This is a genomic window from Rhodopirellula sp. SH410, from assembly GCF_055811895.1.
Genome location: NZ_CM147949.1, coordinates 5,748,713 through 5,772,127, shown reverse-complemented (window position 1 = coordinate 5,772,127; position 23,415 = coordinate 5,748,713). Strand labels below are relative to the sequence as shown.

The 23,415-nt window shown below is 55.3% G+C and carries 21 protein-coding genes, 10 tRNA genes and 1 pseudogene; 11 read left to right on the top strand and 21 right to left on the bottom strand.

The features are described 5' to 3' along the window. Nucleotides 1-268: 268 nt before the first annotated feature. The 11 genes from SH410x_RS21055 to SH410x_RS21005 form a co-directional block, all read right to left on the bottom strand. Nucleotides 269-339, bottom strand: a tRNA-Cys gene (locus tag SH410x_RS21055). A 76-nt stretch (nucleotides 340-415) separates the two neighbouring features. Further along, the gene (locus SH410x_RS21050) at nucleotides 416-580 is read right to left on the bottom strand and encodes an SEC-C metal-binding domain-containing protein (RefSeq protein WP_473670486.1); all 165 of its coding nucleotides are present in this window, start codon (nucleotides 578-580) and stop codon (nucleotides 416-418) included. A 313-nt stretch (nucleotides 581-893) separates the two neighbouring features. Further along, nucleotides 894-972: transfer RNA gene (locus SH410x_RS21045), tRNA-Arg, on the bottom strand. Between the two features lie 280 nt (nucleotides 973-1,252). Next, nucleotides 1,253-1,323, bottom strand: a tRNA-Ala gene (locus SH410x_RS21040). A 239-nt stretch (nucleotides 1,324-1,562) separates the two neighbouring features. Continuing rightward, nucleotides 1,563-1,637: transfer RNA gene (locus SH410x_RS21035), tRNA-Glu, on the bottom strand. A 107-nt stretch (nucleotides 1,638-1,744) separates the two neighbouring features. Beyond that, a tRNA-Asp gene (locus SH410x_RS21030) sits at nucleotides 1,745-1,817 on the bottom strand. Between the two features lie 16 nt (nucleotides 1,818-1,833). Beyond that, nucleotides 1,834-1,909: transfer RNA gene (locus SH410x_RS21025), tRNA-His, on the bottom strand. A gap of 2 nt (nucleotides 1,910-1,911) precedes the next feature. Continuing rightward, nucleotides 1,912-1,986 (bottom strand) — tRNA-Gln (locus SH410x_RS21020). A 106-nt stretch (nucleotides 1,987-2,092) separates the two neighbouring features. Continuing rightward, nucleotides 2,093-2,164: transfer RNA gene (locus SH410x_RS21015), tRNA-Gly, on the bottom strand. Nucleotides 2,165-2,249: 85 nt separating this feature from the next. After that, a tRNA-Asn gene (locus tag SH410x_RS21010) sits at nucleotides 2,250-2,321 on the bottom strand. A gap of 142 nt (nucleotides 2,322-2,463) precedes the next feature. After that, nucleotides 2,464-4,317, bottom strand: a complete 1,854-nt coding sequence (locus tag SH410x_RS21005) for a group II intron reverse transcriptase/maturase (protein WP_473670484.1) — start codon at nucleotides 4,315-4,317, stop codon at nucleotides 2,464-2,466. Between the two features lie 456 nt (nucleotides 4,318-4,773). Here SH410x_RS21005 and SH410x_RS21000 point away from each other — a divergent pair, with 456 nt between their 5' ends. Further along, a complete protein-coding gene (locus SH410x_RS21000; RefSeq protein WP_473670482.1) occupies nucleotides 4,774-4,896 on the top strand; it encodes a hypothetical protein in 123 nt (40 codons plus the stop codon). 303 nt (nucleotides 4,897-5,199) lie between these two features. Here SH410x_RS21000 and SH410x_RS20995 read toward each other — a convergent pair. Next, nucleotides 5,200-5,271: transfer RNA gene (locus SH410x_RS20995), tRNA-Phe, on the bottom strand. 399 nt (nucleotides 5,272-5,670) lie between these two features. Here SH410x_RS20995 and SH410x_RS20990 point away from each other — a divergent pair. From SH410x_RS20990 to SH410x_RS20975, 4 genes are all read left to right on the top strand, one after another. Next, nucleotides 5,671-6,018 carry a CoA-binding protein gene (locus SH410x_RS20990; protein ID WP_473670481.1) on the top strand — a complete coding sequence of 116 codons (348 nt, stop codon included), beginning with the start codon at nucleotides 5,671-5,673 and terminating at the stop codon, nucleotides 6,016-6,018. Further along, a complete protein-coding gene (locus SH410x_RS20985; RefSeq protein ID WP_473670479.1) occupies nucleotides 6,015-6,569 on the top strand; it encodes a GNAT family N-acetyltransferase in 555 nt (184 codons plus the stop codon). The genes SH410x_RS20990 and SH410x_RS20985 overlap by 4 nt, the downstream gene beginning before the upstream one ends. Nucleotides 6,570-6,696: 127 nt before the next feature. Continuing rightward, nucleotides 6,697-7,059 (top strand): hypothetical protein, encoded by a 363-nt coding sequence (locus SH410x_RS20980; RefSeq protein ID WP_473670050.1) that lies wholly within the window; start codon nucleotides 6,697-6,699, stop codon nucleotides 7,057-7,059. Beyond that, nucleotides 7,040-8,344, top strand: a complete 1,305-nt coding sequence (locus tag SH410x_RS20975; protein WP_473670477.1) for a hypothetical protein — start codon at nucleotides 7,040-7,042, stop codon at nucleotides 8,342-8,344. The genes SH410x_RS20980 and SH410x_RS20975 overlap by 20 nt, the downstream gene beginning before the upstream one ends. A 39-nt stretch (nucleotides 8,345-8,383) precedes the next feature. On the opposite strand, the gene SH410x_RS20970 is transcribed toward SH410x_RS20975, so the two are convergent. The 3 genes and pseudogenes from SH410x_RS20970 to SH410x_RS20960 form a co-directional block, all read right to left on the bottom strand. Next, nucleotides 8,384-8,938 carry a sugar O-acetyltransferase gene (locus tag SH410x_RS20970; protein WP_473670476.1) on the bottom strand — a complete coding sequence of 185 codons (555 nt, stop codon included), beginning with the start codon at nucleotides 8,936-8,938 and terminating at the stop codon, nucleotides 8,384-8,386. Nucleotides 8,939-8,940: 2 nt separating this feature from the next. Next, entirely contained in the window at nucleotides 8,941-9,270 is a 330-nt protein-coding gene (locus SH410x_RS20965; RefSeq protein ID WP_473670474.1) for a DUF1801 domain-containing protein, read from the bottom strand. A gap of 35 nt (nucleotides 9,271-9,305) precedes the next feature. Beyond that, nucleotides 9,306-9,512, bottom strand: a pseudogene (locus tag SH410x_RS20960) (four helix bundle protein); the annotation flags it as partial. 323 nt (nucleotides 9,513-9,835) lie between these two features. Here SH410x_RS20960 and SH410x_RS20955 point away from each other — a divergent pair. Then, on the top strand, nucleotides 9,836-10,063 hold the full coding sequence (locus SH410x_RS20955; RefSeq protein WP_473670472.1) for an AbrB/MazE/SpoVT family DNA-binding domain-containing protein: 228 nt from the start codon (nucleotides 9,836-9,838) through the stop codon (nucleotides 10,061-10,063). Nucleotides 10,064-10,081: 18 nt separating this feature from the next. On the opposite strand, the gene SH410x_RS20950 is transcribed toward SH410x_RS20955, so the two are convergent. Beyond that, a complete protein-coding gene (locus SH410x_RS20950; RefSeq protein ID WP_473670470.1) occupies nucleotides 10,082-10,381 on the bottom strand; it encodes a hypothetical protein in 300 nt (99 codons plus the stop codon). 813 nt (nucleotides 10,382-11,194) lie between these two features. Between SH410x_RS20950 and SH410x_RS20945 the strand changes: the two genes are divergently transcribed. From SH410x_RS20945 to SH410x_RS20935, 3 genes are all read left to right on the top strand, one after another. Further along, on the top strand, nucleotides 11,195-12,319 hold the full coding sequence (locus SH410x_RS20945) for a hypothetical protein (RefSeq protein WP_473670468.1): 1,125 nt from the start codon (nucleotides 11,195-11,197) through the stop codon (nucleotides 12,317-12,319). Beyond that, nucleotides 12,316-12,885 (top strand): hypothetical protein, encoded by a 570-nt coding sequence (locus SH410x_RS20940; RefSeq protein ID WP_473670466.1) that lies wholly within the window; start codon nucleotides 12,316-12,318, stop codon nucleotides 12,883-12,885. The genes SH410x_RS20945 and SH410x_RS20940 overlap by 4 nt, the downstream gene beginning before the upstream one ends. 327 nt (nucleotides 12,886-13,212) lie before the next feature. Continuing rightward, the gene (locus SH410x_RS20935) at nucleotides 13,213-13,827 is read left to right on the top strand and encodes a transposase (RefSeq protein ID WP_473670464.1); all 615 of its coding nucleotides are present in this window, start codon (nucleotides 13,213-13,215) and stop codon (nucleotides 13,825-13,827) included. A 4-nt stretch (nucleotides 13,828-13,831) separates the two neighbouring features. Here the strand turns inward: SH410x_RS20935 and SH410x_RS20930 are convergent, their stop codons facing one another. Then, on the bottom strand, nucleotides 13,832-15,985 hold the full coding sequence (locus SH410x_RS20930; protein WP_473670462.1) for a recombinase family protein: 2,154 nt from the start codon (nucleotides 15,983-15,985) through the stop codon (nucleotides 13,832-13,834). A 253-nt stretch (nucleotides 15,986-16,238) separates the two neighbouring features. On the opposite strand from SH410x_RS20930, the gene SH410x_RS20925 reads away from it, so the two are divergent. After that, the gene (locus tag SH410x_RS20925) at nucleotides 16,239-16,901 is read left to right on the top strand and encodes a hypothetical protein (RefSeq protein WP_473670460.1); all 663 of its coding nucleotides are present in this window, start codon (nucleotides 16,239-16,241) and stop codon (nucleotides 16,899-16,901) included. Here the strand turns inward: SH410x_RS20925 and SH410x_RS20920 are convergent. Both SH410x_RS20920 and SH410x_RS20915 read right to left on the bottom strand, forming a co-directional pair. Beyond that, nucleotides 16,795-17,886, bottom strand: a complete 1,092-nt coding sequence (locus SH410x_RS20920) for a hypothetical protein (RefSeq protein ID WP_473670458.1) — start codon at nucleotides 17,884-17,886, stop codon at nucleotides 16,795-16,797. The two genes, SH410x_RS20925 and SH410x_RS20920, sit on opposite strands and share 107 nt — an antisense overlap. Further along, nucleotides 17,867-18,229 carry a hypothetical protein gene (locus tag SH410x_RS20915; RefSeq protein ID WP_473670265.1) on the bottom strand — a complete coding sequence of 121 codons (363 nt, stop codon included), beginning with the start codon at nucleotides 18,227-18,229 and terminating at the stop codon, nucleotides 17,867-17,869. Before SH410x_RS20915 ends, SH410x_RS20920 begins: the two co-directional genes overlap by 20 nt. 410 nt (nucleotides 18,230-18,639) lie before the next feature. On the opposite strand from SH410x_RS20915, the gene SH410x_RS20910 reads away from it, so the two are divergent. Beyond that, nucleotides 18,640-18,927 carry an FmdB family zinc ribbon protein gene (locus SH410x_RS20910; protein ID WP_473670456.1) on the top strand — a complete coding sequence of 96 codons (288 nt, stop codon included), beginning with the start codon at nucleotides 18,640-18,642 and terminating at the stop codon, nucleotides 18,925-18,927. Between the two features lie 210 nt (nucleotides 18,928-19,137). On the opposite strand, the gene pgi is transcribed toward SH410x_RS20910, so the two are convergent. Together pgi and SH410x_RS20900 are read right to left on the bottom strand one after the other, a co-directional pair. Next, nucleotides 19,138-20,763 (bottom strand): glucose-6-phosphate isomerase, encoded by a 1,626-nt coding sequence (gene pgi, locus SH410x_RS20905; RefSeq protein ID WP_473670454.1) that lies wholly within the window; start codon nucleotides 20,761-20,763, stop codon nucleotides 19,138-19,140. A gap of 66 nt (nucleotides 20,764-20,829) precedes the next feature. Beyond that, nucleotides 20,830-23,385, bottom strand: coding sequence for an O-antigen ligase family protein (locus tag SH410x_RS20900; RefSeq protein WP_473670452.1), 2,556 nt, complete (start codon nucleotides 23,383-23,385; stop codon nucleotides 20,830-20,832). Nucleotides 23,386-23,415: the final 30 nt, after the last annotated feature.

The window sequence follows — 23,415 nt, the reverse complement described above, 5'->3', positions numbered from 1 at the left end:
TTCAAACTTCTAAAGATGTAGTCCGATTGGGCAGTCAATCGTGTGCGGGTGGCGACGAAGTTTTGGCCAGACGTTTTTACTGAGCTACTCGCGAACACTTGTCCGCTGGCGGGGATCGAACCCGCGACCTCGCCGCATTGCGACGCGCTCTCACCATGTAGTCTGAACCGGCAGTCGCCGTGGTTTGGTTGAAGACGGATCGACGAAGGGACAACTCAGATGATTCACATTCTCAATATGTAATCCGAGCCTGCAGTCGATCAGTCAGAAACACCGGTGGGAGTCGAACCCACTTTGGCCGGGTTGCAAGCGGCTGCCTGGCCATCTGGCGCCAGCGTTTTGTTGCTCGCGGGGTTGCCGCGAGCGTGTGTCGTTGAGTCGTCGTCTCTAAAAGTAGTCATCGCGATTGACGCCATCACAGACGCCCCGATCGTAGGCAACAACGCTTGAACCGTTGGCCGCTGCCGCAGGGGCATAGGTCGTTGCGACCGAGCTTTTCCTCGAGCAGCTTACCTTGGATCATTCGGACTCCGCGTTTGACCTTCGTTTCCGACGGATAGCCGCGGCGGCGTTTACTCATTGGCTCGAAAGCAGTGGGCTTCGTCGAGTCGCTCGTCGTCGTTTTGGTATCGCATGGGTCTGCTCCGGTTTGAGAACGCGGTTTGGAATCGTTGGTGTTCAGTGCTCTCGCCAGGAATCGAACCTGGTCCGACAGTTTCGGAGACTGCCATGCGATCCAGCACACCCGCGAGTCATTTGGTTGTTTTCATACTTCATAGTCACAAGAGCCGACGACTGGGTTCGCACTAGCATGGGTCACGCTAAAAAAGAATGACAGCCAAGAGCGGTGCCTTTCTACATCGAGCCACGTCGGCTGGCTTTGTTTCCATCAGTAGCCCGACCAGGAATCGAACCTCGCACCAAAAACTTCTGGTTAGAAGCCAGAGATGATGTCCGTTTCACCATCGAGCCAGGAAAAGCTGGTTCGCATCTAGCTTGTTTGCTGTTAGCGGTTGTCGTCTTCGCAAATTTGCTAACGGCTAAATCGCTATCTCAAAGCGGAAGGCGAGGGAGTCGAACCCACAGCATCCCTGGTTCTAAGGATAACAGGAACAATAAGTGACGGGTTTACCGTAGTGGATCTTGTTAAAGATCCTGTTCTGGATGGATCTTTAACAAGATCCACTACGCCAGTTATTGATCCCGCGTTGCTAAGCCAAGGTGGCCTGCCAATTGCCTACCGAGCCGTCAGTGGAGCACCGGGGAATCGAACCCCGATTTTCTGCTTGCAAAGCAGACGTCTTCCCGTTGGACGAGCGCCCCATGTTGTTTTTCAATACCAGTACCCAGAGTAGGGATCGAACCTGCAGACACTCGGGCCCTGTGTTAATGATTACGGGGCCGGATCTCGCTGCCAGTTGGCATACCTGGGCAACGGTTTTTGACCGCAGCTGTTTTCAAGCATCGGTCACTACCGTGGCCATTGCCTTCATCCTCCCACTTGGTCGGCGGCAGGCCTTGCTTCCGGCCGGGTGACTTCCGTATTGCGCTATCAAACGCAGTGACGTGAGCGGGAATCGAACCCGCGGACTCCTGGATGAAAACCAGACGATTCTGCCATCAGAATCTACCACGCCGTTTTGTTGCTTCGATCGAAGCGAGTACCGCATAGGAGTTTCGATCTCCTTCCTGCTGCCTGAGAAGCAGCCGACCTAGCCAGTAGTCGAATGCGGCGAATTGAAAGCGATGGCAACGGGAGTCGAACCCGCAGCGACTTGATAGACAATCAAGCTTCCTTCCCAGAGGAAATTGCCACCGAAAATGTTCGGGGAGGGTGACCAACCGGAATTGAACCGGCGACAAACTCATTCACAGTGAGTCTCTGGAAACCAACACCAGATCTGGCCACAGCACCGGAGACTGGAATCGAACCAATGAACTCCTCGTTCAGAGCGAGGTGCAGCGACCAACAACTGCTACTCCGGCGTAACAAAACTTTGCAAAGCACTCCGTCCGGGAATTGAACCCGATCTGCGAGCTTCAAAGGCTCACGTCGCGACTACGCGCCGGAGAGAGTTTTCCAAAACAGAAGAGTGTCCTGCGGGAGTCGAACCCACCTAGCCGGATTGGAAGTCCGGAACCTTTGCCGCTCGGCCAAGGACACGAAATATGCAGAAGTTTGAAGGGCGAGGTGTGGAACGAAGCGAGCTATTCCACACTTCTCGCTTCACCCTTCAAACTTCGCGAAGCTCCGGCGGATGGACTCGAACCATCACTCGTCTCCTTAACAGGGAGCCGCCTTACCATTGGGCCACACCGGATTTTGCAAAGCGCCCAGTGGGAGTCGAACCCACACTTCCGCGTAGAGTAGATGGCCAAGTCCGCGTTAAGTTCGCGGAACATCAACCACCCCTCTCCGAACCGTACGTGCAGCTTTCACCGCATACGGCTCTCCAAACACAGCTACGTCGGTTGGGCTTTGAAGTCGTAAGCAAGATCGGTCAGGCGTATGCCATCGTAGTCACCGTTATGGATCTTCTGATGGCATGGAGCACAGACTGGAATCTGCTTTCGATTCAGTGCCCGCATTACGGATCGAAAACCGGTTGGCTTTCGATCACCCATCTTGCGAATGTGTCGAACGTGGTGCATTTCCACGTTTTCTTCACACCCGCAGATGAGACAAGGAAATCCAAGTTTAGATTTGCCTCGCAGCGTAACATGCCAGCCCAAAATATCTTTGGGTTCCGGGTTTACCATGAACGCGTTCGTGTTTTTTCGCCAGTCTGTGTTTTCCGCGAACTGAAGTTCGCGAAACTTCCCATTGGAAAGCTGCCAACGAAAGCACAAGTTTTGTCCATGTTTCCGGAAGACATTTCCGACTGTCATCCGATACTTATGCGCGAGAGTCATCGCAAGTGAGTGTCGCAGGATGTACTGGACGCGTGTTAGCGAAGCGAAGTTATGCACGAACCGATAATAGTTCAACAGACCGCGATTGATGCTGTTGAACAGGTTCAGTATTTGATCCGCATCGAGCAGCGTCCATCCAGACTTGGATGTTGGGTATCCAGTTTTGGAACAGAACCCTTTCTGATGAAGTCTCTCGACCAATTTGCTGGTCGGGGCCTTCATCACGGGGTTCCATCCGGTTACCCGCTTTCGGTAGCGTCGGCCACTTGATGACCGGCAACTTCCGATTTTGGCTTCCTGGGTTTTCGATCCCCCTATCGTCAATCGGGTCCCGAGGAAAAACGCTTCCTCGGTCCTGGCGTGTCGAATATGGGTCTTCTCCATGCTCAACTCCAAATGAAGAGTATCCTTCAAGAAGGATTTAACCTCATCCCTCATTGAAACGGCCAGAGATTGTGGACCGATGATTCCGAGAATCCAGTCATCCGCGTACCTGAGATAGTTGATCCGAACAAAATCCGGATCGTCAATCACTTTGGACGGCAATGATCGAAGTCGCTTTGTAAGCTCGTCGATTTCAGATGTCCGTTGCCCTTCGCTCTTTTTCAGCAAGCGTTGCCGCTTCTTGGCAACCTGCATATACTCTGGATTATGTTTGCGGCGCTGGCCTCGTTCATGCCGCCTTTTCAATACCTCGACAAAACAGTCGAGTTCATGAAGATAGACGTTGGCAAGAATGGGGCTGCAAATACTTCCCTGTGGCGAACCAAGGAGCGATGGATATCGTTCCCGTTTCCACAGATAACCTGCTCGGAGGGCTTTCCAAATCAGGTTGATGAAGCGTTCATCCGCAATCTTTTTCCGGAGCAACGAAATCAGGACATGGTGATCAATTTCATCAAAGCAAGACTTGATGTCTCCTTCGATGATCCAGGTCACCCCTCTCCATTTACCGCCGAATTCCCGCAACGCCGTATGGCAACCTCGATTGGGTCGGAATCCATGACTGCAATCCAGGAAATAGGCACCGTGGGGGCTATCGTAGATCGCTTCGAGGATCATATGAATGGCCTCTTGGACGATCTTGTCCCTCGGTGATGGAATCCCGAGTGGTCTCATCTTGCCGTTGGCTTTCGGGATATAATCCCGTCGCGCTGGCTTGAATTGAAAACTCTCATCTCGCAGTTGCCGTATGATGCCACCAAGGGCTGCATATGAAAAACCGTCGAGTGTGATTCCGTCCGTTCCCGCAGTCATGTTTCCCGGACTGGAGCGAATCTTTTCGTAGGCAACCTCATACAGGTCAGACCTGTAGAGGAGTCGGTAAAGATCCGAGTTCAACCAATCGCGATCGACATTTCGCTTGCGTAGTGCTTCTAATCGTTCGAGAGCTTGTGTTTCCATACGGAACATCCCCGTCGTTGAAGCCCTGTGTTCTGTTCCCCTTCGTTTGAGGTCCGACCCCAAACTACTATGGGAACTCCGTCACCTTAGGTGTTGCCACCCTTAGGCGATCCCCGGGTTACGTAACCGCTTCGGTCTGTACGTAGGGCCTCCGTTCGTTTCTTGTCCCTCTCATTGAGGGTCCGTCTCGATGGGAAGTTCGCGTGATAGCCACGACTTATCCCGCGACATCGAAAATTCGGGTTTCAACATCATTCCCGATAGGCAGCCTGGGCCTCAGGAAACTAGAGTTCAGGCAGTTCAGCTTTACCCATATACAGCCTAGCTGGCACACTTCTCGGTCGTTAATGTTCAACCTCACGTGCCTTTTAGACAACATGCTACTGTCCCCCCGATCCTTTCGAGCGAAGGTAAGTTGCTGCTTTATCCGCGTTCTTCCAGCGGAGCCAACCATCGTTGGCAAAAACAGTTACGCATCTCCGGGCGCACCATGGCAAGGCAGCAGGCTACCGCTACATCATGGGCGCAAAAATGCATCACTACCAAATTGTCAAAAATCAATTGAAGTTTGAAATGTGAAGGGTGAGGTGTGAAATTTCACTCTTCACCATTCACTCTTCAAACTTCCAAAGTGGTAGCCCCGAGGATCGAACTCGGCACAACCTCGTTATCAGCAAGGCCTGGGCGACCAGCCCTCGACTACCATGTTGTCGTTTCAAAAGTCGGACACCTCGGAGCCGAACCGCCCCGTGGCGGAGCCACCCACAAATGAAAACCGTCTCCTGCTCCCAAACCAGGCGTGCTTCCATCTGCACCTGTATCCGATGTTGTGTTGCTTCCACCGCCGCAGCGCTTGCCGTCGGCGCATATCTTCCTTGTCAGTGGGCCGGGAGGCGCTCGAATCTTCGTCTGCGGTTCTTCAGACCGCCGCTAGACCGTCTCAGCTACCAGCCCAAATTGGGTTCGTTGTGGGGTTGCCCGCTGCAATGCGGACACGAAAAAAGGCTCAGGTGTCTGCGTGACACCGAGCCTTCATGAAGAAGTCGTTCGCTAATGAAAGCGAGTGTCACATCAGACGCGGATACGCCGGGGCATTATTAATATTCAACGGTTGCCCGCCGAATGCATTGCCTTCGTGTATCTGTTCGAGTTGACTGGATTGAATATTCAATTGTAAAAACATCAGAAAGCTCGTTACTCGCTTGTCCATGAATGTGACTTGTGTGTTCGGAGAGATAGACGCTTTCGCATCCCGATGGTTCGCGTAAAATCTCGCTTTCACAAAAATTGAGATGCGCGAATCCGAGTTTCTATTTCACCAAACGCCGAGAAACCCAAGAAATACTCGCCACAATGAACTCAATCGAACAGTTTCTCGAGGCAAGAACTTATGCAGTCGCCGGTGCATCCAATCGTCAACCCAAGTACGGCAACAAAGTCTTCCGCGCCCTGCTCGCTGCCAACCGTGAGACCTACCCGTCGATCTTGAACCTACCGCTCGTCCCCGAAGCTCTCTCGATCATTACGCCACCCGAGGTCACTCGCAAAGTCGTCGCCGACGCAATCGCAGCCGGAGTGAAGCACATTTGGATGCAACCCGGAGCTGAAGACGAGCAGGCCAGTGAATCCGCACGCGAAGCCGGCATCATTGTCATCGACGATGGCAGTTGCATTCTCGTGCTATTGGCACGGCAATCATGACCGACGAAATTCAAATTCGAGAATCTCGGGATGACGATCGAAACGCAATTGCCATCGTTCACCATTCTGCTTTCGGAGAAGAGGGCGGCTCGATCGTTCAGCTTGTCAATGATTTGTTCGATGACGAGACCGCGAAACCAATGCTGTCGCTTGTCGCGGAAGCAAACGATGAAGCGGTTGGCCATGTTCTTTTCACCTCCGTGTCCGTTGAGTCGTCGAAAGAGAATGTCGCCGCGATGATTCTCGCTCCCATCGGAGTCGCCGCATCGCATCAGCGAACGGGAGTGGGAAGACGACTTATCCGTGAGGGACTTCATCGACTCACAGCGGAGGGCGTCCGATTGGTTTTCGTCTTAGGCTATCCTGACTACTACGGACGTTTTGGATTCCAGCCTGGCGGACCGTTGGGATTTCTGGCACCACACCCCATTCCATCGGAACACGCCGATGCTTGGATGGTACTTGAACTAGCCAATGGAGCGATCGCGGCAAACGCGGGAACGGTAAAGTGTTCGCAAGTGCTGGGGCTACCTCAGTATTGGAGTGCTTGAACTACTGGGTGCATGACCGGGTTTGCAGCTTGGATTGGGGTCGGCTTGAAACCTTGGATGATTTACACTTTGAGCATGCAACCGGGAGGTCTGGGAGCTTTGGGTGACACATTAAAGGGAAATTGCCATGGAATCGGCACCGAATCGACCGACCGCTGAAGAAATCGCCGACATGGTCGTACAGCGTCTTGTTGAGGGTGGCGGGATCCCCGATCTCGCCAATGCCAACATGATGACGATCGAAGAACAGACGATCAAGGAAGTTGACCGGGTCACTCAAATCGTCATGAGCGAACTGCTGGCCCAGCAATCTCAAGAGGCTGAGCCGGTGACCGCCTGCCCCAAATGCGGCAAGGCAATGACGCCCAAAAAGGCCCAGCATCGCTCGCTGCAAAGCAGACGAGGCCAAGTGAAATTCAAAACCGATGTATCTCACTGCGAGGCTTGCCGCCTCGATTTTTTTCCCTCAGATGAAAACGTTGCAGTGTGACATCGACATCGAGCAAACGCCTGCGGTTCTGCAAAAGGTCACCATCGCCGCAGCGAGAGACCGATCCTATGCCGTGGCCAGTCGCAACCTACAGGACCTCGCCGCACTGACGATCTCTGCCAAGCAATGTCAGCGGATCGCCATTCGCATCGGCAACGAACGACTCGACGAACAACAACAAGCCATCGACCGCTACACCGCCGCGAGCATCCCCGAGCAACAACACGGCCAAAGCGACGATGCACCGGCGAACGGTTGGAGCGGACGTGCCGCGGTGATTCAGGGCGACGGCGGTCGCGCTCAGATTCGCGATTCGTTTTGGGGAGAGGAAAAGCCGAGTGACAAAAAGCACCGTTGGTGGCGAGAGACTCAGGCCGGTGTGTTGCAAACCTATCAGTCCAAACCATCAGAAGTTGATCCTCACCCCGAAGTGCCCGAGTGTTTGAAAGACCCGCTGTGGATCATCCCAAAAGTCAATGAAATCCACCGAAGTAGCGGTTCATCGAGTGACACCGATAGTGAAGCGTCACCGAGCAACCAGACATCGCAGAGGCAATCAACTTCGACAGATTCACACCTCCCAAACAGCAAGTCGTCCCGCAAAGATCACCGGCGTTGGAGCGGCGGTGATCCGCTGGTGCAAACGATCGTTGCGACCCGGCAGGGCTACGACCGTCTTGGCTTGGCGCTTGCCGCCGAAGCCCATCGGCGTGGCTTCAACAAAGCGAAAGTCAAAGCGTTCATGGGCGACGGTTTGAAAGTGAACTGGTCGTTGTGGGCGACTCACTTCTCGCACTACACGCCGATCGTCGACATCATGCACGCGTTGGCTTACGTCTACGGCGGGGCGATTGCATCGTGCGGCCGGATCGAAGACGGCTGGCAGTTGTATGTCCAGTGGCTGCAGTGGACATGGAGCGGTGACGTCGCTCGGGTGATCACCGCGATGAAGGAGCATGCAGCGGATCACGAAGAGGTTCCCGAAGACTTGCGTCGGGCGATCACGTACCTGAGCAACAATGCCTCGCGGATGAAGTATGCGGAGTATCGGCGTGCCGGACTTCCAGTGACCACGTCGCCGGTGGAATCGGCTCAGAAACAAATCAACGAGCGGATCAAGGGCACCGAAAAGTTCTGGCGAGATGAGTCACTCGAGCCGCTGCTGCAGCTCAAGGCGGACGACCTGAGCGAAACGCACGACCGAGACGCCTTCTGGCATCGTCGAGGCCAGCGAAACGATGGCTTCCGCCATCGCCGCAGCAAGACCAAAACCAAACTTACCTAACAAACCCTGTCATGCACCCTGAACTACTTCGAGTGCGAGTTACTCAATCTCCCGGATCACTTTCGCTGGGTTGCCGGCCACGGCGAAGCCGGCTGGTACGTCCTTGGTCACCACGCTGCCAGCACCAATGACGCTCCGGTCGCCAATCGTTACGCCAGGACAAATGATCGCTCTGCCGCCGATCCACACATCGTTTCCGATCGTGACAGGCTTGCCGAACTCTTGGGTGCGGCGTTGGATCGCGTCAAGCGGATGGGTGGCGGCATAGATGTGCACGCCGGGAGCGATAAACACATTGCTCCCGATCCGCACTTCGCAAACGTCCAAAATCACGCAATCGAAGTTGAAATACACCTTCTCGCCAAGATAGATGTTGGTCCCGTAATCGCAGCGAAAAGGTGGTTCGAGCCAGACTGAGTCTCCACCGCTTCCGAACAGTTCTTTCAAAATGCTGCGACGTAGCTTCTCCTCACGGGGCGCGGTTGTATTAATCACATGGCAACGCTCCCTCGCCATCATCCGAGCTTCCGCCAACTCTGGATCACTTGGATCGTACAGGTCGCCGGCCAGCATTTTGTCTCGCTCACTCGACATCACTACCCGTCTCCAAACTTCGATGCAGCCTTCGTGAATCGCTTGACAATTTTCGCATCGACATCGTCCATGCTCTTGTACGTCAGGTGCCGACGGAACTTGCCGCCACCTTCAAACAATCCATCCGGATCGTCGAGCGAAGCACCTTGAGCAAATGACAACTGCACGTGAGCTTTGTATGGGAACACGCCGCAGAACTGGCCTTCTTTCTCGTCGGGCCTCAACGTGTAGAGCGTCCCGCCGTACTTCGCGACTTTGGACGCCTTAGGAACCGCTGCCATCACCAGCGAATCGAGCAGTTCAATGAGGTTCTGTTTGTCTGCGTCAGTCATGTTGGAAGGATGAAGGTGGAGGGATGAAGGATGAATTAGTTGTTTCGGTTTCTTGCGTTCTTGGCACAGGTTACCAGGATGGCGGTCAGCTCGTCGGCTTCTGCCATGAGAGAATCGAGTCGTTCCTCAGTGAGGACACCGGATTGGACAAGCAACTCAACACAGTACTGTGTTTCCTCCAGTTCCTGAAGTCCGCCTTCAATCTTGCTGATGAACTCAGCGTTGGACCTAGCTCGCGTTCCCTCACGATAGCGACGGCCCGCTTGCGCGTCTGTTCGTTGTCGGCCAGAACGCTGGCGATCTCGTCGGCGTCGGTTCTTTGCCGTCGCAGATTTGGGCGACTAGCTGTCGATAGGCGGACCATCGGTTCAGACGTCGCTGGCGTTGGCCGTTGGTGGTGCTTTCAAGTAGTAATGTCAGACTCATGGTGGCACCTTCGCCGTTCGAGGCGAATGGTCTCACCCAAGGCTTTGATCCTCTCTCGTCCGAAAACGGCCGCATTTTGTGTTGCTGTGCTGGAGAAAAAGCGTTTGCACTGTGTGTACACGGCCAAAGGATGCATTCGATGGAAAAATCATTGATCAAGCACGGTAACAGCTTGGCTCTGGTGATCGACAAACCGATCCTAGAAATGTTGCGAATCACGCCCGACACTAAGCTCGAACTGACGACCAACGGTGACGCCATTTTGGTGAGGCCGGTCCGCAACAAGAGCCGGCAAGCTCGCCTCGACAAGTCGTTGACGAAGATCAACGAACGGTACAGCGACGATCTGACGCGTTTGGCCGAGTGATGGCAGACTGTACGACTGTTACTCCCAGTACGAATCTGCTTCGTCTACTTGCTGCGCGTCATACGCCAACTCGGCGAACAAACTGTTGATGTGATCGCTGTTGATGTTGTGCTCGAACTCGTCGGAATCCCAGCATGCTGTCATCTCTTGCTCATCGCGCAACCAATCCAAACTTTCATTGTCGCGGATCCGGTGCCATAGGCTTGGCTGCTCGTTTTGGAGCCATTTCCAACGCCTACGCTTGCGGGGATGGAGGCTTGCGATTTCCTGAACGATGAACAGCAGGGAGCGAAAAGAATCGTCTTCGATGTCGCTCATTGACTGCATGGTTTTGATGTTTCCGGCCGAAATGTTTGTTTGCATAAGAAAGCCAAATAGCGTTTCAAATGCCAAACAAGTTCTCCGTCGCTTGATATTCTCTGCCTTGGGGCGGGCTTCGCATTGGCGGCAGATTCCCTGGCCTCGGCGCGGTGTGTGTCCGCAGTATATGCAATATCGCTTTCGTCCTCGCTTTCGTCGATTTCCCATGCTGTGTTTGCGGACGCTATGCAGTTTATTCATCGTGGAATCTCGTATTTTGAGCATCGCAGGGAAAGTGTTTCGTCAATCTTTGATTTCGGGGTAGCCGATCTCACCAGCGACTGGATCGGAGGAGTCGATGCCGTCCAGAGTCTGGCGGTTTCCGCAACGGGCAACCTGCGGCGTCACCATCATGCCGCATCAGCATGAATCTGACAATTTCCCTCATGACCCAGCCTACCGATAAATGGTCTCTGGTAGAAGAGACTCTCTTCACCCTCCAGCAGTGAAGTGTTATTAAGGACACCAGGAACAATAAGTGACGGGTTTACCGTAGTGGATCTTGTTAAAGATCCTGTTCTGGATGGATCTTTAACAAGATCCACTACGCCAGTTATTGATCCCACGTTCCTAACGAGATAGCACCAGAACGCTGGGAGACATCGTCGCTGATTGCGATCTTCCATCCCACGCCTGAACAGGCTTTTCAGGAAGCAATTCAGTCGCACGAGTAAATCGGATTCGTCAGCACCGAGAGTCCTTGTCGGGAGATTGGAATCTGAGAGAATCTCGTGCCCGGTATCGTGACGCAAACTGAGGGAATGTAACAGTATGAGCGAATTCCAATACATCCAATTCGCGGCGGTTGACAAACCGCTTGACGACAAACAGCTTGCCTATATGGAGCGACAATCTTCACGGGCCGATGTGTCGCGGTGGCAGTTTGAAGTCGAGTATCACTACAGTGATTTTTGCGGCAACGCTGTCGAGATGATGCGGCGTGGCTATGACGTGCATCTGCATTACGCGAACTTTGGCATTCGCAAACTGATGTTTCGTTTGCCGCTGGGGCTGCCGGTCGATGCGAAGATGCTGAAGCAATACGAACTGGACTATTGCTTGGAATGGAAAAAAGATCCGCGAGGCAAGGGGGGCGTACTTTCGATTCAGCCGGAGTCCGATGGGGGCAGCTACTGCGAAGACTATTTCGAATTTGACCGGATGACGGCGATGCTGCCCAAGATTCGCGACGCTTTGATCGGTGGCGATACTCGGTTGCTATACCTTGGTTGGCTGGCGTGCAATTGGGATGAGGAAGTTGTCGAGCCGCCGGTGCCGGCGGGACTGAAGAAATTATCTCCGGAATTGGAGGCATTCACTGGGTTCTATGAGCTTGATGTGGATTTGCTCGCCGCCGCCGCTTCCGAGTCGACTGCACTTGCAAAGAATGCTGATTCGCAGCCCAATTTTGATGGCTGGCTGAAATCACAAACCGCTGGGACACTTCGGGGCCTCATGCGACGTGTGCTTGATGGCGACGCCGCTGCGGTGCGCGCCGAATCGCTTGCCGACATTCGCGAGAACTCCGGCGCATCGACGTGGCCGGTTGCCGAGGGAACTCGAACACTTGCGGAACTGCGAGAGTTGGCCAGTGGAAAAACGGCGACGCGGGAAAAAAGGGAAGCGACCGCCGAGCAAAGGAAGCTTCAAAAACATCTTGAAAAGCTTCGCGGTGATCCAGATTCAGCGATCGAAGAAGTCGAGCGGCTGGTTGAAACTCGATCGACGGGCAACTATTCCAAGGCCGCGAAACTGCTCGCTGAACTACGCGATGCACTGCCGGGTGATCAGGGTACACGGCTTACCGACCAAGCAGCCAAACGTCTTGCAAAAAAATATCCTACGATACGACATCTGAAACGAGCGTTCAAAGCCGAAGGACTGAATTTCAAATGAAACGTCAAACCTCTAAACCGAGTAAACGCCCGAGTCAACTTAAAGTCTCACCCGGTGAATTGACGCGAACCGCTTTGACCAAATTAAAGAAGGCGGAGCTTGTCGAGTTGCTTGGGGAGTATGCCGATGAGCACGTCGATATTCAGCGCGACCTTGAACGCCGGCTCAAGATCGAGAAGCCCACAACGCTTCTCGTGACGGATGTTGAAATCGCGATCGTGCAGGCGACACGGGTTGATGAACGACGCCTGAATTACAATTTTGACTACAACTACGGCGCCTACGAGGCTGTTCAATCCGGTCTGAAACGGCTTGTCGAAACCGGAGAACTCGAAGAGGCCAAACGGCTATCGCTTGATCTGATGCGGAAGGGAAGCTATCAAGTCGCTTGCAGTGACGAAGGACTGATGACCGAGGAGATCGAAGATTGCTTGAAGCCGGTGATCAAGACGGTTGCCAAAGCGGGAGGCGAACAGGCAAAGCTTTGGGCCAACGCGATGATTGCGGCCGATGAAGTCGGATTCATCTGTGACGCTGAATTGGCAAAAATCGCGAAAGGCAAGTGACATGAGAGTAATTCGGCCCACATGGATATCGGATCGGCATCACTCCGGGTTTAGGGGTTGCTCATCGTCCGTGACGGAACACCCGTCACGTCCTCCGAGCAGGTTCCCTTGATCCATCCTCCGGCGCGACTCCTCATCGTTGAGGTGGTCGTCGGGGCGCGGGCAATCCCGGGGAGTGACTCCTGAACTGCCCGCGACTCAGCATGAATGACTGGCCAGTCGACGGATCGGCCAGCACATCGCCTGACCGGATGGAAACATCCACAGGGTAGATTAGGGACAGGCAATGAATGGTTGCCTTCGATCGCGGCTTGCGTACCATTGCCGATGGTTTCGCTGCTCAAGACCGTGACGCTGACGGAGGTGATGAAGATGCCCAGGCAAGCTCGTGGGGAAGTGATCGATCCGAATGAGGTTCAGATCCTCCACTGTATCGAGAGGTGCGTCCGCAAGGCGTGGCTCTGTGGGACCGATCCCGTTACAGGAGAGTCCTTCGAGCACCGCAGGGGCTGGATCCGCGACCGAATGGAGTTCCTCGCCTCCGTGTTCGCGATCGATTGCCTGACTTTTTCGATCATGAGCAATCACCTGCACCTCGTCTTACGAAGTCGCCCGGACGTCGTCGCGGCGTGGTCGGACGAAGAGGTCGCCCAGCGTTGGCTGCGGCTGTTCCCCGAACGTCGTAACCCTGACGGCAGCCCTGCTGTGCCGACGAGACCGGAACTGAACATGATCCTGAATCAGCCGGAGGTTCTTGCCTCGCGGCGTCAGCGATTGTCTGACGTGAGCTGGTACATGCGCTGTCTCGCCGAGAATATTGCCCGCCGCAGTAACGTCGAGGACAAAGCTCGCGGCCACTTTTGGAAACGTGCGGTGCCATGCGTCGAAACTCTCAATTGGAAGAAGTTGAATTTGTCGTGTGCTTACGCAGTAGCTGCGTGAGTTTCTAGCTTGTCTTTCGGACAGTACGTTGCGGGGTCCGAAGTGATTCTGGTGGTGCAGGGCGACCTTGACCGCTTTGGTGCTCAGATAACCGACGCAATCGCTGTACCTCGTTCTCGTCTGCCCAGAACAACCAGACGCGTCCGAACGGTCGTTGGTCGGCAATCGCCCAACCACGCGTCACCCAGTCTTTCAATTTTTTCTCAGCGACTCCAATCGCGGATGCGAGATCGCTACCAAGCCATTGGTCATCAAGTGGCTCGGGGGCAGTCAGTTGCTGACGACTTGTTGGATCGTCCGCTAGCAGCTTACCGATCATCGACGCTGAAATCGGCTTGGTGTGCCGCGGCGAACGATAGCCTTCTTGCTCAAGTATCTTGGCCACCTCAGGAGTTCGACGCCCTTCCAAAACCAACTCAAGCATACGTGTCATGAGTTCACGATAGTTGTCCATCTGCGGATACAGTGTGACCGTTCGTGTTATCTCGTAGACGCTCTCATATCCACCTCGCCACTGCAATCGAACGTCGACACGCTGAGTGTTGTTCTGGACCGCTACGATCACTTGTTGTAGTAGCAGTCGAATGATCTCTTTACGATCGACAATGCTTAACGATTCGTTCCAAAGTGAATGCACATCGCGAGAACACTGAAGGATCACATCGCGTTGAGCCTGTGCGAGTTTTGTTGAAACTTGGCCTCGTAGCTCGTTCAATTCCTGCTCAGTGGCTTGCAGTTCAATGAGCGACTGCTCCCAATTGTTTTCCAACTGTGCCGCTACCAAACGATTGGCCGGATCAACATGACGATAGCCTCGCTCAGCAACCTCAACTGCATAACGTGCTTGCTCGACGCGATCAACAAACAGTTTCTCCATTTGTTGCCTCCGCGTCTCTTCATTCTCGATCACTTGCAGGCTCAGTTCGACGCCTGCTGGCGAGAGAGCTTCAAGGATTTTACTTTCAACGAAGCTATCCAATATCTCACAACGAATCGAGCTGTGACATGGCGTGGCAGCGGCGACCGTTCGGTGGCGAAAGCAGCCATACATTGAATGAGAATTCTTCGGATAGTTGGCCGACAAGCGACGACCACAATGGCCGCACTTGATGATTCCACCTAACAACGCTGTGCCACCGCGAACCGGACCACTGCGGTCGGGACGACTATCGTTTTCGGCCAGACGTTGTTGGTTATCACAGTACTGCTGCCATGTAATGTAAGCAGGATGTCGATCAAGCAGTAGCACCTTCCACTGTTCGGGCGGAAGATGTTTTTTTGACGTTTTTTGTGGTGATTTAAGACCGTACTTTTTTTTACGTCCATAGCCATACGCGCCAGCGTAGAGCGGGTGTTTGAGCATCTCGTAAACGGTCGTCTTGGCCGCCAAACGCCAGTCGATCTCGTTCGTGACCCCTGCTTGTCGGTTGCGAAACGGAAGTCGAATGTGATGCTCAGACAAATAATGAAATAAGGCGTGAGAGCTACCAATCACTTGAAATTGTTCAAAGAATATTTTCATCACGTGACGTGCGGATTCGTCAGGATCGAGTTGTGGCATTCCACGCGCGTCGAGGACATAGCCAACCGGAACATCGTGAAACAACTCCCCGCGCTGAGCTTTGCTCAAACGCCCTCTTTCCAGTCGGACCTTCATGGTGTGCAGTTCCATCTCACTGATGATTCCCTTGAGGCCCAGGACGAGTCGATCGTTCGGATCATGGGGGTCAAAGACACCATCTTCATCTGCAATCAACGTATTGAAAATCGCACATACTTCAAACAGATCGCTCCAGTCCTTTGAGTTGCGAGCCAAGCGGCTCATTTCGAGTCCCGCGACAAGACCGACTTTTTGATCGGTGATTAATTCGAGCAGTCGGCGAAAACCTTCTCGCTGGGCGCTGCCGCTTCCGCTGAGACCAAGATCGTCATCAATGACCATCACTTTGTCGGGCTCCCAGCCCAGTGCAATGACACGATCTTTCATCGCGTACTGACGTGCGGTTGATTCCTGATGATCTCGTAGTTGGGCACAGGTGGACTGTCTGACATACACGGCCGCATCAAGCTCGAGATGCTCCGCCGTCACTTTCGGATGAAGGAAGTTCCTTGGGCTCGCTTCGAGAACTGCCTTCGCGCTAATTGCAAAATTATTCATCACTGTCCTCCTCGCCGCGGGGCGACTTCAGTGATGACTTGGCCGCTGCTTGCGACAGGAGTTGCAGAATTCGATGTTTGGTCTGCGGGTCGATCGCATGCTCCCACACGCGATCGAGAGGAACCGCTTTTACTATCGATGGCGACGATAGGCGCGGGGGGGGACAGCGGCGGGTTTTCCGTCGGGGCGCATGGGAGACCTTCCGTGATTTGTTTGCGGTGGTACCGCTCCAGCCAGCAAACGAGCGATTTGAGTGCGGAAAAGTCAATTATCCCGATTTGGTCAGATCGGCCAATCCCGATTTCCATCGCGTTGCGAGGGATGGTTCTGGGAAGGGCGTTTTCGGGCACAGGTACTCCTCGATGAAGCGAGTTTGTTGGCGTGTGCGGCCTACGTGGATCTCAACCCGATTCGTGCCGCCATGGCGGAAACGCCTGAATCAAGCAAGTACACCGGAGCCAAGGATCGGATTGACGACTTGACTCAATGCTCCGATCGGACCCGCCAAAGCACCCATGACTGGGAGCGAAGCCGCGGTCGCCAGCACAGTGGCTGGATGAGTCCGATCGAGATTGACGAGCAGCACGATCCCGTCGGGCCGCACCTGGATCACTCGGGCAGGCGAGGCAGCCTGAAGGGTTTCCTAAGTGTCTCGTTGGCCAGCTATCTGGAATTGGTCGACTGGACGGGCCGTCAACTCCGCAGTGACAAGGTCGGTGCGATCCCCTCGCACTTGCAGCCGATCCTCACACGCATCGGCTTGGATACCCATGCCTGGTGCGACGTCGTGAGCCGATTTGGGCGGGTGTTCAAGCGAGCAGCGGGCAGCCCAGAACACCTCGCCGAGGAAGCCAGCCGTCGCGGTCAAGGTTGGCTCTGCGCCCGTGACAACCCACTCGGGATATCTTCGGCCTGACCCGCTCGGAAAACCTTCCGCTTTGATTCCCTCCGGGGTCGCTGCTGCGCCGATATCGGAGAATCGGATCAGAATCAGCCAGATGCTCGGTGGCGGCATTCTGCGAGGAGCGGATAGTCGCTAAATCGGCCAAAAACAAGCCGCAGCCCGGGCTGAAAAGTGGGTGGCCCTTTTCCTTCTTTCCTTTTCCTGTTTCTTTCAAGCCGTCGCCCATGAAGGCTTTGATTTTGGCTTTGTTAAAACCACGCCGATACGCCTCGGCCGCCAACGCCAACCCGAGATGATCATATCCCAGTCGGGTCGCAACGATCGTTTGTACCAACGGATCACCGCCGCTCCAACGCTTGTGATCCTTGCGTGACGACTTGCTGTTTTGGCTGGCTGGTTCTGCCGAAGCTGATTGCTTTGATGACGGCTGGCTGTCACGCGATGGCTCACTCTCAGGTTCGCCTGAATCACTTGATGAACCGCTGCTGCGATGGATTTCATTCACTTTGGGAATAATCCACAGCGGATCTTTCAAACATTCTGGGACCTCGGGGTGAGGGTCCACGTCCGATGGCCTGGACTGATACGTTTGCAGCACGCCGGCCTGAGTCTCTCGCCACCAACGGTGCTTTTTGTCGCTCGGTTTGTCCTGCCCCCAAAGCGAATCGCGAATCTGAGCACGACCACCGTCACCCTGTATCACTGCGGCACGTCCGCTCCAATCATTTGCTGGTGCATCGTGGCTTTGGCCGTGCTGTTGCTCGGGGATGCTCGCGGCGGTGTAGCGATCAATGCTTTGTTGCTGTTCGCCGAGTCGTTCGTTGCCGATGCGAATGGCGATCCGCTGACATTGCTTGGAAGAGATGGTCAGTTCAGCGAGGTCTCGCAGGTTGCGACTGGCCACCGCATAGGAACGGTCTCTCGCTGCGGCGATGGTAACTTTCTGTAGGACTGCGGGCGTTTGCTCGATGTCGATGTCACACTGCAATGTTCTCATCTGAGGGAAAAAAATCGAGGCGGCAAGCCTCGCAATGAGATACGTCGGTTTTGAATTTCACTTGGCCTCGTCTACTTTGCAGCGAGCGATGCTGAGCCTTTTTCGGTGTCATTTCCATACCGCATTTGGGACAGGCGGTCACCGGATCGGCCTCTCGAGACTGCTTGGCGAGCAGTTCGCTCATGACGATTTGCGTGACCCGGTCGACTTCCTCGATGGTCCGTTGCTCGATCGTCATCAAGTTGGCGTTGGCGAGATCGGGAATCCCGCCACCATCGATGAGCCGCTGCATGACGAGGTCAGCGATTTGTTGGGCGGTGGGTGTGGCTGATGCCGATTCCATGGCGATTCCCTCGAAAAGTGTTCTCTAAAGCTCCCAGCCTTCCCGGCTGCACGCCGCAAAGTGTAATTCATATCCAAATTCAAGCCGACCCCAATCCCAGCCGCAAACCCTGTCATGCACCCGTCCTGCTCGCGTCGTAGGCGAATCTCTAGACATTCCGTCGCCCGAAGGCTACCGTAGAGTCGGTGCCGTGCTGGACAACGCCACGATGATGAACAAACAATGTATCTTGCCGAGTCTATTAGCCGCTTAGGCGTTAACCACGGTTCTCGCGTCGGTCGCATATTACCCGGGGCGAATGCTCGACCGGCTAATTTAAACGACTCTGTCCGGCCGGACTGCCTCGCAGTCGCGACCCCCTTTCGCTTTACCCCATTCCTTAGCCCACCTCTCTGCGTTGTAACACGACGATGCCTACTTACGATTATTTGTGCGAAGCCTGCGGTCATACGCTGGAAATTTTCCAAGGTATCCATGACGAGCCGGAAACCAAGTGCCCGGCTTGCAAAAAGAAAAAGCTGAAACGCCAATTCGGCACCGGAGCTGCCATTGTCTTTAAGGGCAGCGGTTTCTATCAAACCGACTATCGCAGCGACAGTTACAAGAAAGGTGCGAAGGCTGAAGCGAAGAAATCCGAGTCAGCTAGCAAACCGGAAAAGTCGGCTGGCAAGGCTGCGGCTGCTAAGAAGACCGATTAAACGGCGGTTTTTGTGCAGCGGATGATGGGCAATCTCGCGCCCGTCATTGTCCTTGGCAGCTTCTATTTTGGGTGATGCGGTGGCGCAATTGATTGCGCGCACCGAATTTCACCTTTTCAGTTCTCGTTTTAACTTTTTCAAAATCCACTACTTTTCCGCCTCGCCAACGGCGAGGCATTCACCTGGATGTGATCCGGTTAGAGTGAGGATTTACTTCATCTTCCGATACCGCTCGATCAACGCGTTCGTCGAACTATCGTGATCCAATACCGATTCATCATCGGCGGCCAGTTCGGGGATGATGGCTTTGGCCAAAACTTTGCCGAGTTCGACGCCCCATTGATCGAATGCGTCAATGTTCCAGATCACACTTTGCACGTAGACGCTGTGTTCGTAGAGGGCGACGAGTTTGCCCAGCATCGCGGGTGACATCCGCTCACCGACGAGCGTGTTGGAGGGGCGATTGCCTTCGAACACGCGGTGTGGAACCAACCAATCTTGGGTGCCTTCACTGCGAACTTCAGCATCCGTTTTCCCGAACGCCAGTGCTTCGCTTTGAGCCAAGACATTGGCGATCAAAATATCGTGATGGTCACCGAATGGATTGAGTGATTTCGCGAACGCGATGAAATCGCAGGGAATCAAACGTGTGCCTTGGTGAATCAATTGGTAGAACGAGTGCTGGCCGTTCGTGCCGGGTTCGCCCCAGTAGATCAACCCGGTTTGGTAGTCGACCGGCCGTCCGTTTAAGGTAGTCGACTTGCCGTTGCTCTCCATGGTGAGCTGTTGCAGGTAGGCGGGGAAGCGTTTGAGATATTGTTCGTAGGGGAGTACGGCAGTGGTTTCGACGCCGAAGAAGTTCGCGTACCAGACCGCGAGCATGCCCATCAGTACGGGCAGATTCTTTTCCAGCGGTGCATTGCGGAAATGCTCGTCCATTTCATGGAACCCCGCGAGCATGTCGCGAAAGCCCGCTGGGCCGATTGCCAGCATCGTCGACAGGCCGATCGCCGACTCCATCGAATAGCGACCACCGACCCAGTCCCAGAACTCGAACATATTGGCGGTATCGATGCCGAACTCACTGACTTTCTCGGCATTGGTCGAGAGGGCCACGAAGTGTTTTGCGACGGCGGATTCGTCGCCGCCGATCCGGTGCAGCAACCACTGGCGAGCCGTGTTGGCATTGGTCATCGTTTCAATCGTCGTGAAGGTCTTCGATGCCACGATGAACAGCGTTTCCATCGGATCGAGATCCGCGACCGCTTCGGCGAAATCGGTTGCGTCGACGTTGCTGACGAACCGGAAGTTTAGCTCGCGAGCGCTGAAGTACTTGAGTGCTTCATAGGCCATGACGGGCCCCAGATCCGAACCGCCGATGCCGATGTTGACGATGTTGCGAATCGGCAGTCCCGAGTGGCCGACCCATTTACCACCACGAACGCAGTCACAAAACGCCGCCATTTTATCGAGCACCGCGTGGACGTCGGGAACGACGTTCTCGCCATCGACGACCACAGACGTTCCTGCCGGGGCACGCAGCGCCGTGTGCAGCACGGCGCGTCCTTCGGTCAAATTGATTTTATCACCCGAAAACATGGCTTCGATTGCTTCGGGGAGCTCACAACCCCGAGCCAAATCGATGAGCAGGTCCATCGTTTCGTCGGTGATGCGGTTCTTGGAATAATCCAGGTACAGCCCAGCGGCTTCGACAGACAGTTTCTTGCCACGCTCGGGCTCTTCGGCGAACAAGTCACGAAGATGCTTGCCCTTGATCGCGTCGTAGTGCTCAGCAAGCGCTCGGAACTGTGGCAGGTTTTTGAGGGTGTCGGTCATGGTTGGCTTCATTGAGAACGGGTGTGAGAAGGGCGGTGGCTGCCGCCGTCATTCTGCGCGATTTCGCTACTTCGGACCATCCGGCTGGTCCCTTAGGAGTTCGGCTGCAGGGGCGCGCACAGGTTGCCCCAGCGCGGCGTTCCCGAGCTTGCGAGCGACCAGAATCGGCTGCAGTTCGAGTTTGCGCGTGACCATCTCGCCTGAGGCGGCCAGTTCCTCAGCACGCGCGGCCAGGTGCGTAGCCGAATCACCGTCGACATGGCGTCCCTGGGCCGTTAATTCGCGGACGATTTCGGATTGTTGAGCAACGGTGCTTTCCTGCGTCGGCGAGAGTACCATCACCTTGGAAAAGATCTGCTGGGCTCGTACGAGGTCGTCTGTGCGTCCGCCGACTTGATAGCGGTGGACCAATAGTTCTGCGATCGCACGCAGCAGTGTCGGATGGTTACCGGCACGCGAGATCGCCTCCGAGATTGCTTCGTCGGCATCCCTCGATTCTCGAGGTGATGCGGTCGCCGGCGAAGTGAAGTGTTGCAGCCATTTGCGGTTTTCAATCTCAGCCAACCAAACGGCCGCATCCTGTGCGAGCGGATCGTTTTGCAGTGCGGATCGTAGTACCGCTTCCGCATGGCCGACACGATGGGTACCGAGCAGCGTGGCGGCCTCTGCCATCGCGGCTCGAGTCCGCGCCACAGGACGAAGTGAAAAGAACACCATGACGAGAATCAGAGCAACCCAAACCAATCCGCTGCCCAGACGTGGGATGCTTGATTTCATTTCCTGAGGGGCTCGCGATTCGGGCGAGTGTTCGGCCACACGAGCGTTGGCTGGCACGCCCGTGGAGACTCCGACCAGCCAGATCAACAGCAGGCTCACCCCTGGGAGGGTCCAACCGCCGGAAAAGCACAAATGCACGAAACCGCATACGGCGGCGGCGGCCGCGATCCGCCGGCACTGGCGGTTCGTGAAACCCATTGCCCCTGATGGACTCGCCATCGACCAAGTCGCCATTACTAAGATTGCCGCCGGGATCCCGTATTGATGCGCTTCGAAATCGGGCAACGCGCCGCCGAAAATGCCTGCGTACCAGACCGCCAGCAACCCCACAAACGCTCCGATCGCGACGGCCAGGCCAACCAGCGATTCATTGTTTTGTTGCAGGAACCCAGACCGTGTTGATCGATTCTCTGGTGCGAGATCCGGCGCCACCGAATCAGGTTCGGATGCAGTGTGCAGCGACATGTTACGGCGGTAAACCATACCTCCAGCGATCATGCACATCGCCAATAGCATGGCGGCGATCCAACCACCGCAGGCCAATGTTTCGACAAAGAAATTATGAGGCTCGGCGATCATTTCGTGCGCGTGCACGTCACGGTATTTCTGATAGACGAGTTGGAAGTTGCCGGGCCCTGCACCGAACCACGGATGATCGAAAACCATTGCGAGAGTGGAGGCCCAGTACTGCAAGCGAAGTTCGATCGTTTGGCGAGCTCCCGCTGCCCCTTGGCCGAACCGAGATTCGGCCCCGGCTTGCCACCACACGACGACCGCCACCGAGCCCAGCCCCATCGCGATCGCCAGAACCGTGCGCACCTGACGCCCGGTTCGCGTCCAGACGGACGAAACGGCAAAGGCCATCCCGACGACCACAACGGACAGGAATCCACTGCGGCTCCCCGTCGTCAACAACGCTACGATCAACAAGCAAAGCACGGCGCTCAACATCACACTGAGAGCGAGCGAGCGAGCCCGAGTCGCCCTTCGCTCGACGAAATCCGCGTCGTCCTCGCCGGTGCCGCGGTCCTCGCCAGTGCCGCGGTCCTCGCTATCAGCGACCCGGCGAGCAACCCTTTGCGAGTTTCCGCTACTCCGAAACCCCGTCAGCAAACACGTCAAGCAACCACCGCAGAGCGTCGCGATCATGGCCAGCGGTCCGGCCAGCGAATTTGCGAGTGCAAAGGTCGCGGTCGGCCCACCGTCACGCAGTCGATTTTCGTAGATCATCCGCGCTGCGGAACCCGGTGGCGCGTTCACTCCGATCATTGCGAGCGTGCCGTCGGGATCGCGGAGATACTCTTGCATGGTCTCGGGCAGCGACACGAAATATTGGTGCAGCGAGTGCACGGCCAACAGCGTCCCGAGTCCTAGCATCAATCCGAAAACGGCGCGTAGGCGATCGGTGTTCGCCATCAACCGCCGCATCACGACTAGGAAACCCGCAGCTGCGATCCACCACCACGCTTCGTTGGTCGCCGCTCGCATGTCTCCACCGACTTCGGGCGGTGAGGTTGAAAAAACGCCGGCGGTCACCCAAGCCGCTGTGAATACCCAGGCGGCCAGTCCCAACGCGGAGACATTCATCCACCACGCCGGGTTTCGGGCATCCAGCGCCGGTCGGATTCGTAACATGATCGCCGCAACGAGCCCCCATCCCATCAGGGAACACGTTAAGCCCAGCGCATGTCCCTGCTCGACGGCGGTCGAATCGGCGGGATAGTACGTGGCCCAGACCGTGATCGCCGCTGCTGCCCCCAGTGCAACGGTGGCATAGGCATCCTGCCTGCGTTCTCGAGCCGCTGCATTGGCGTTCTGCCTGTAGGCAGGCCGCGTCTTGGCCACGGGATCATGCCCCGCATGGTGTCGACGGCC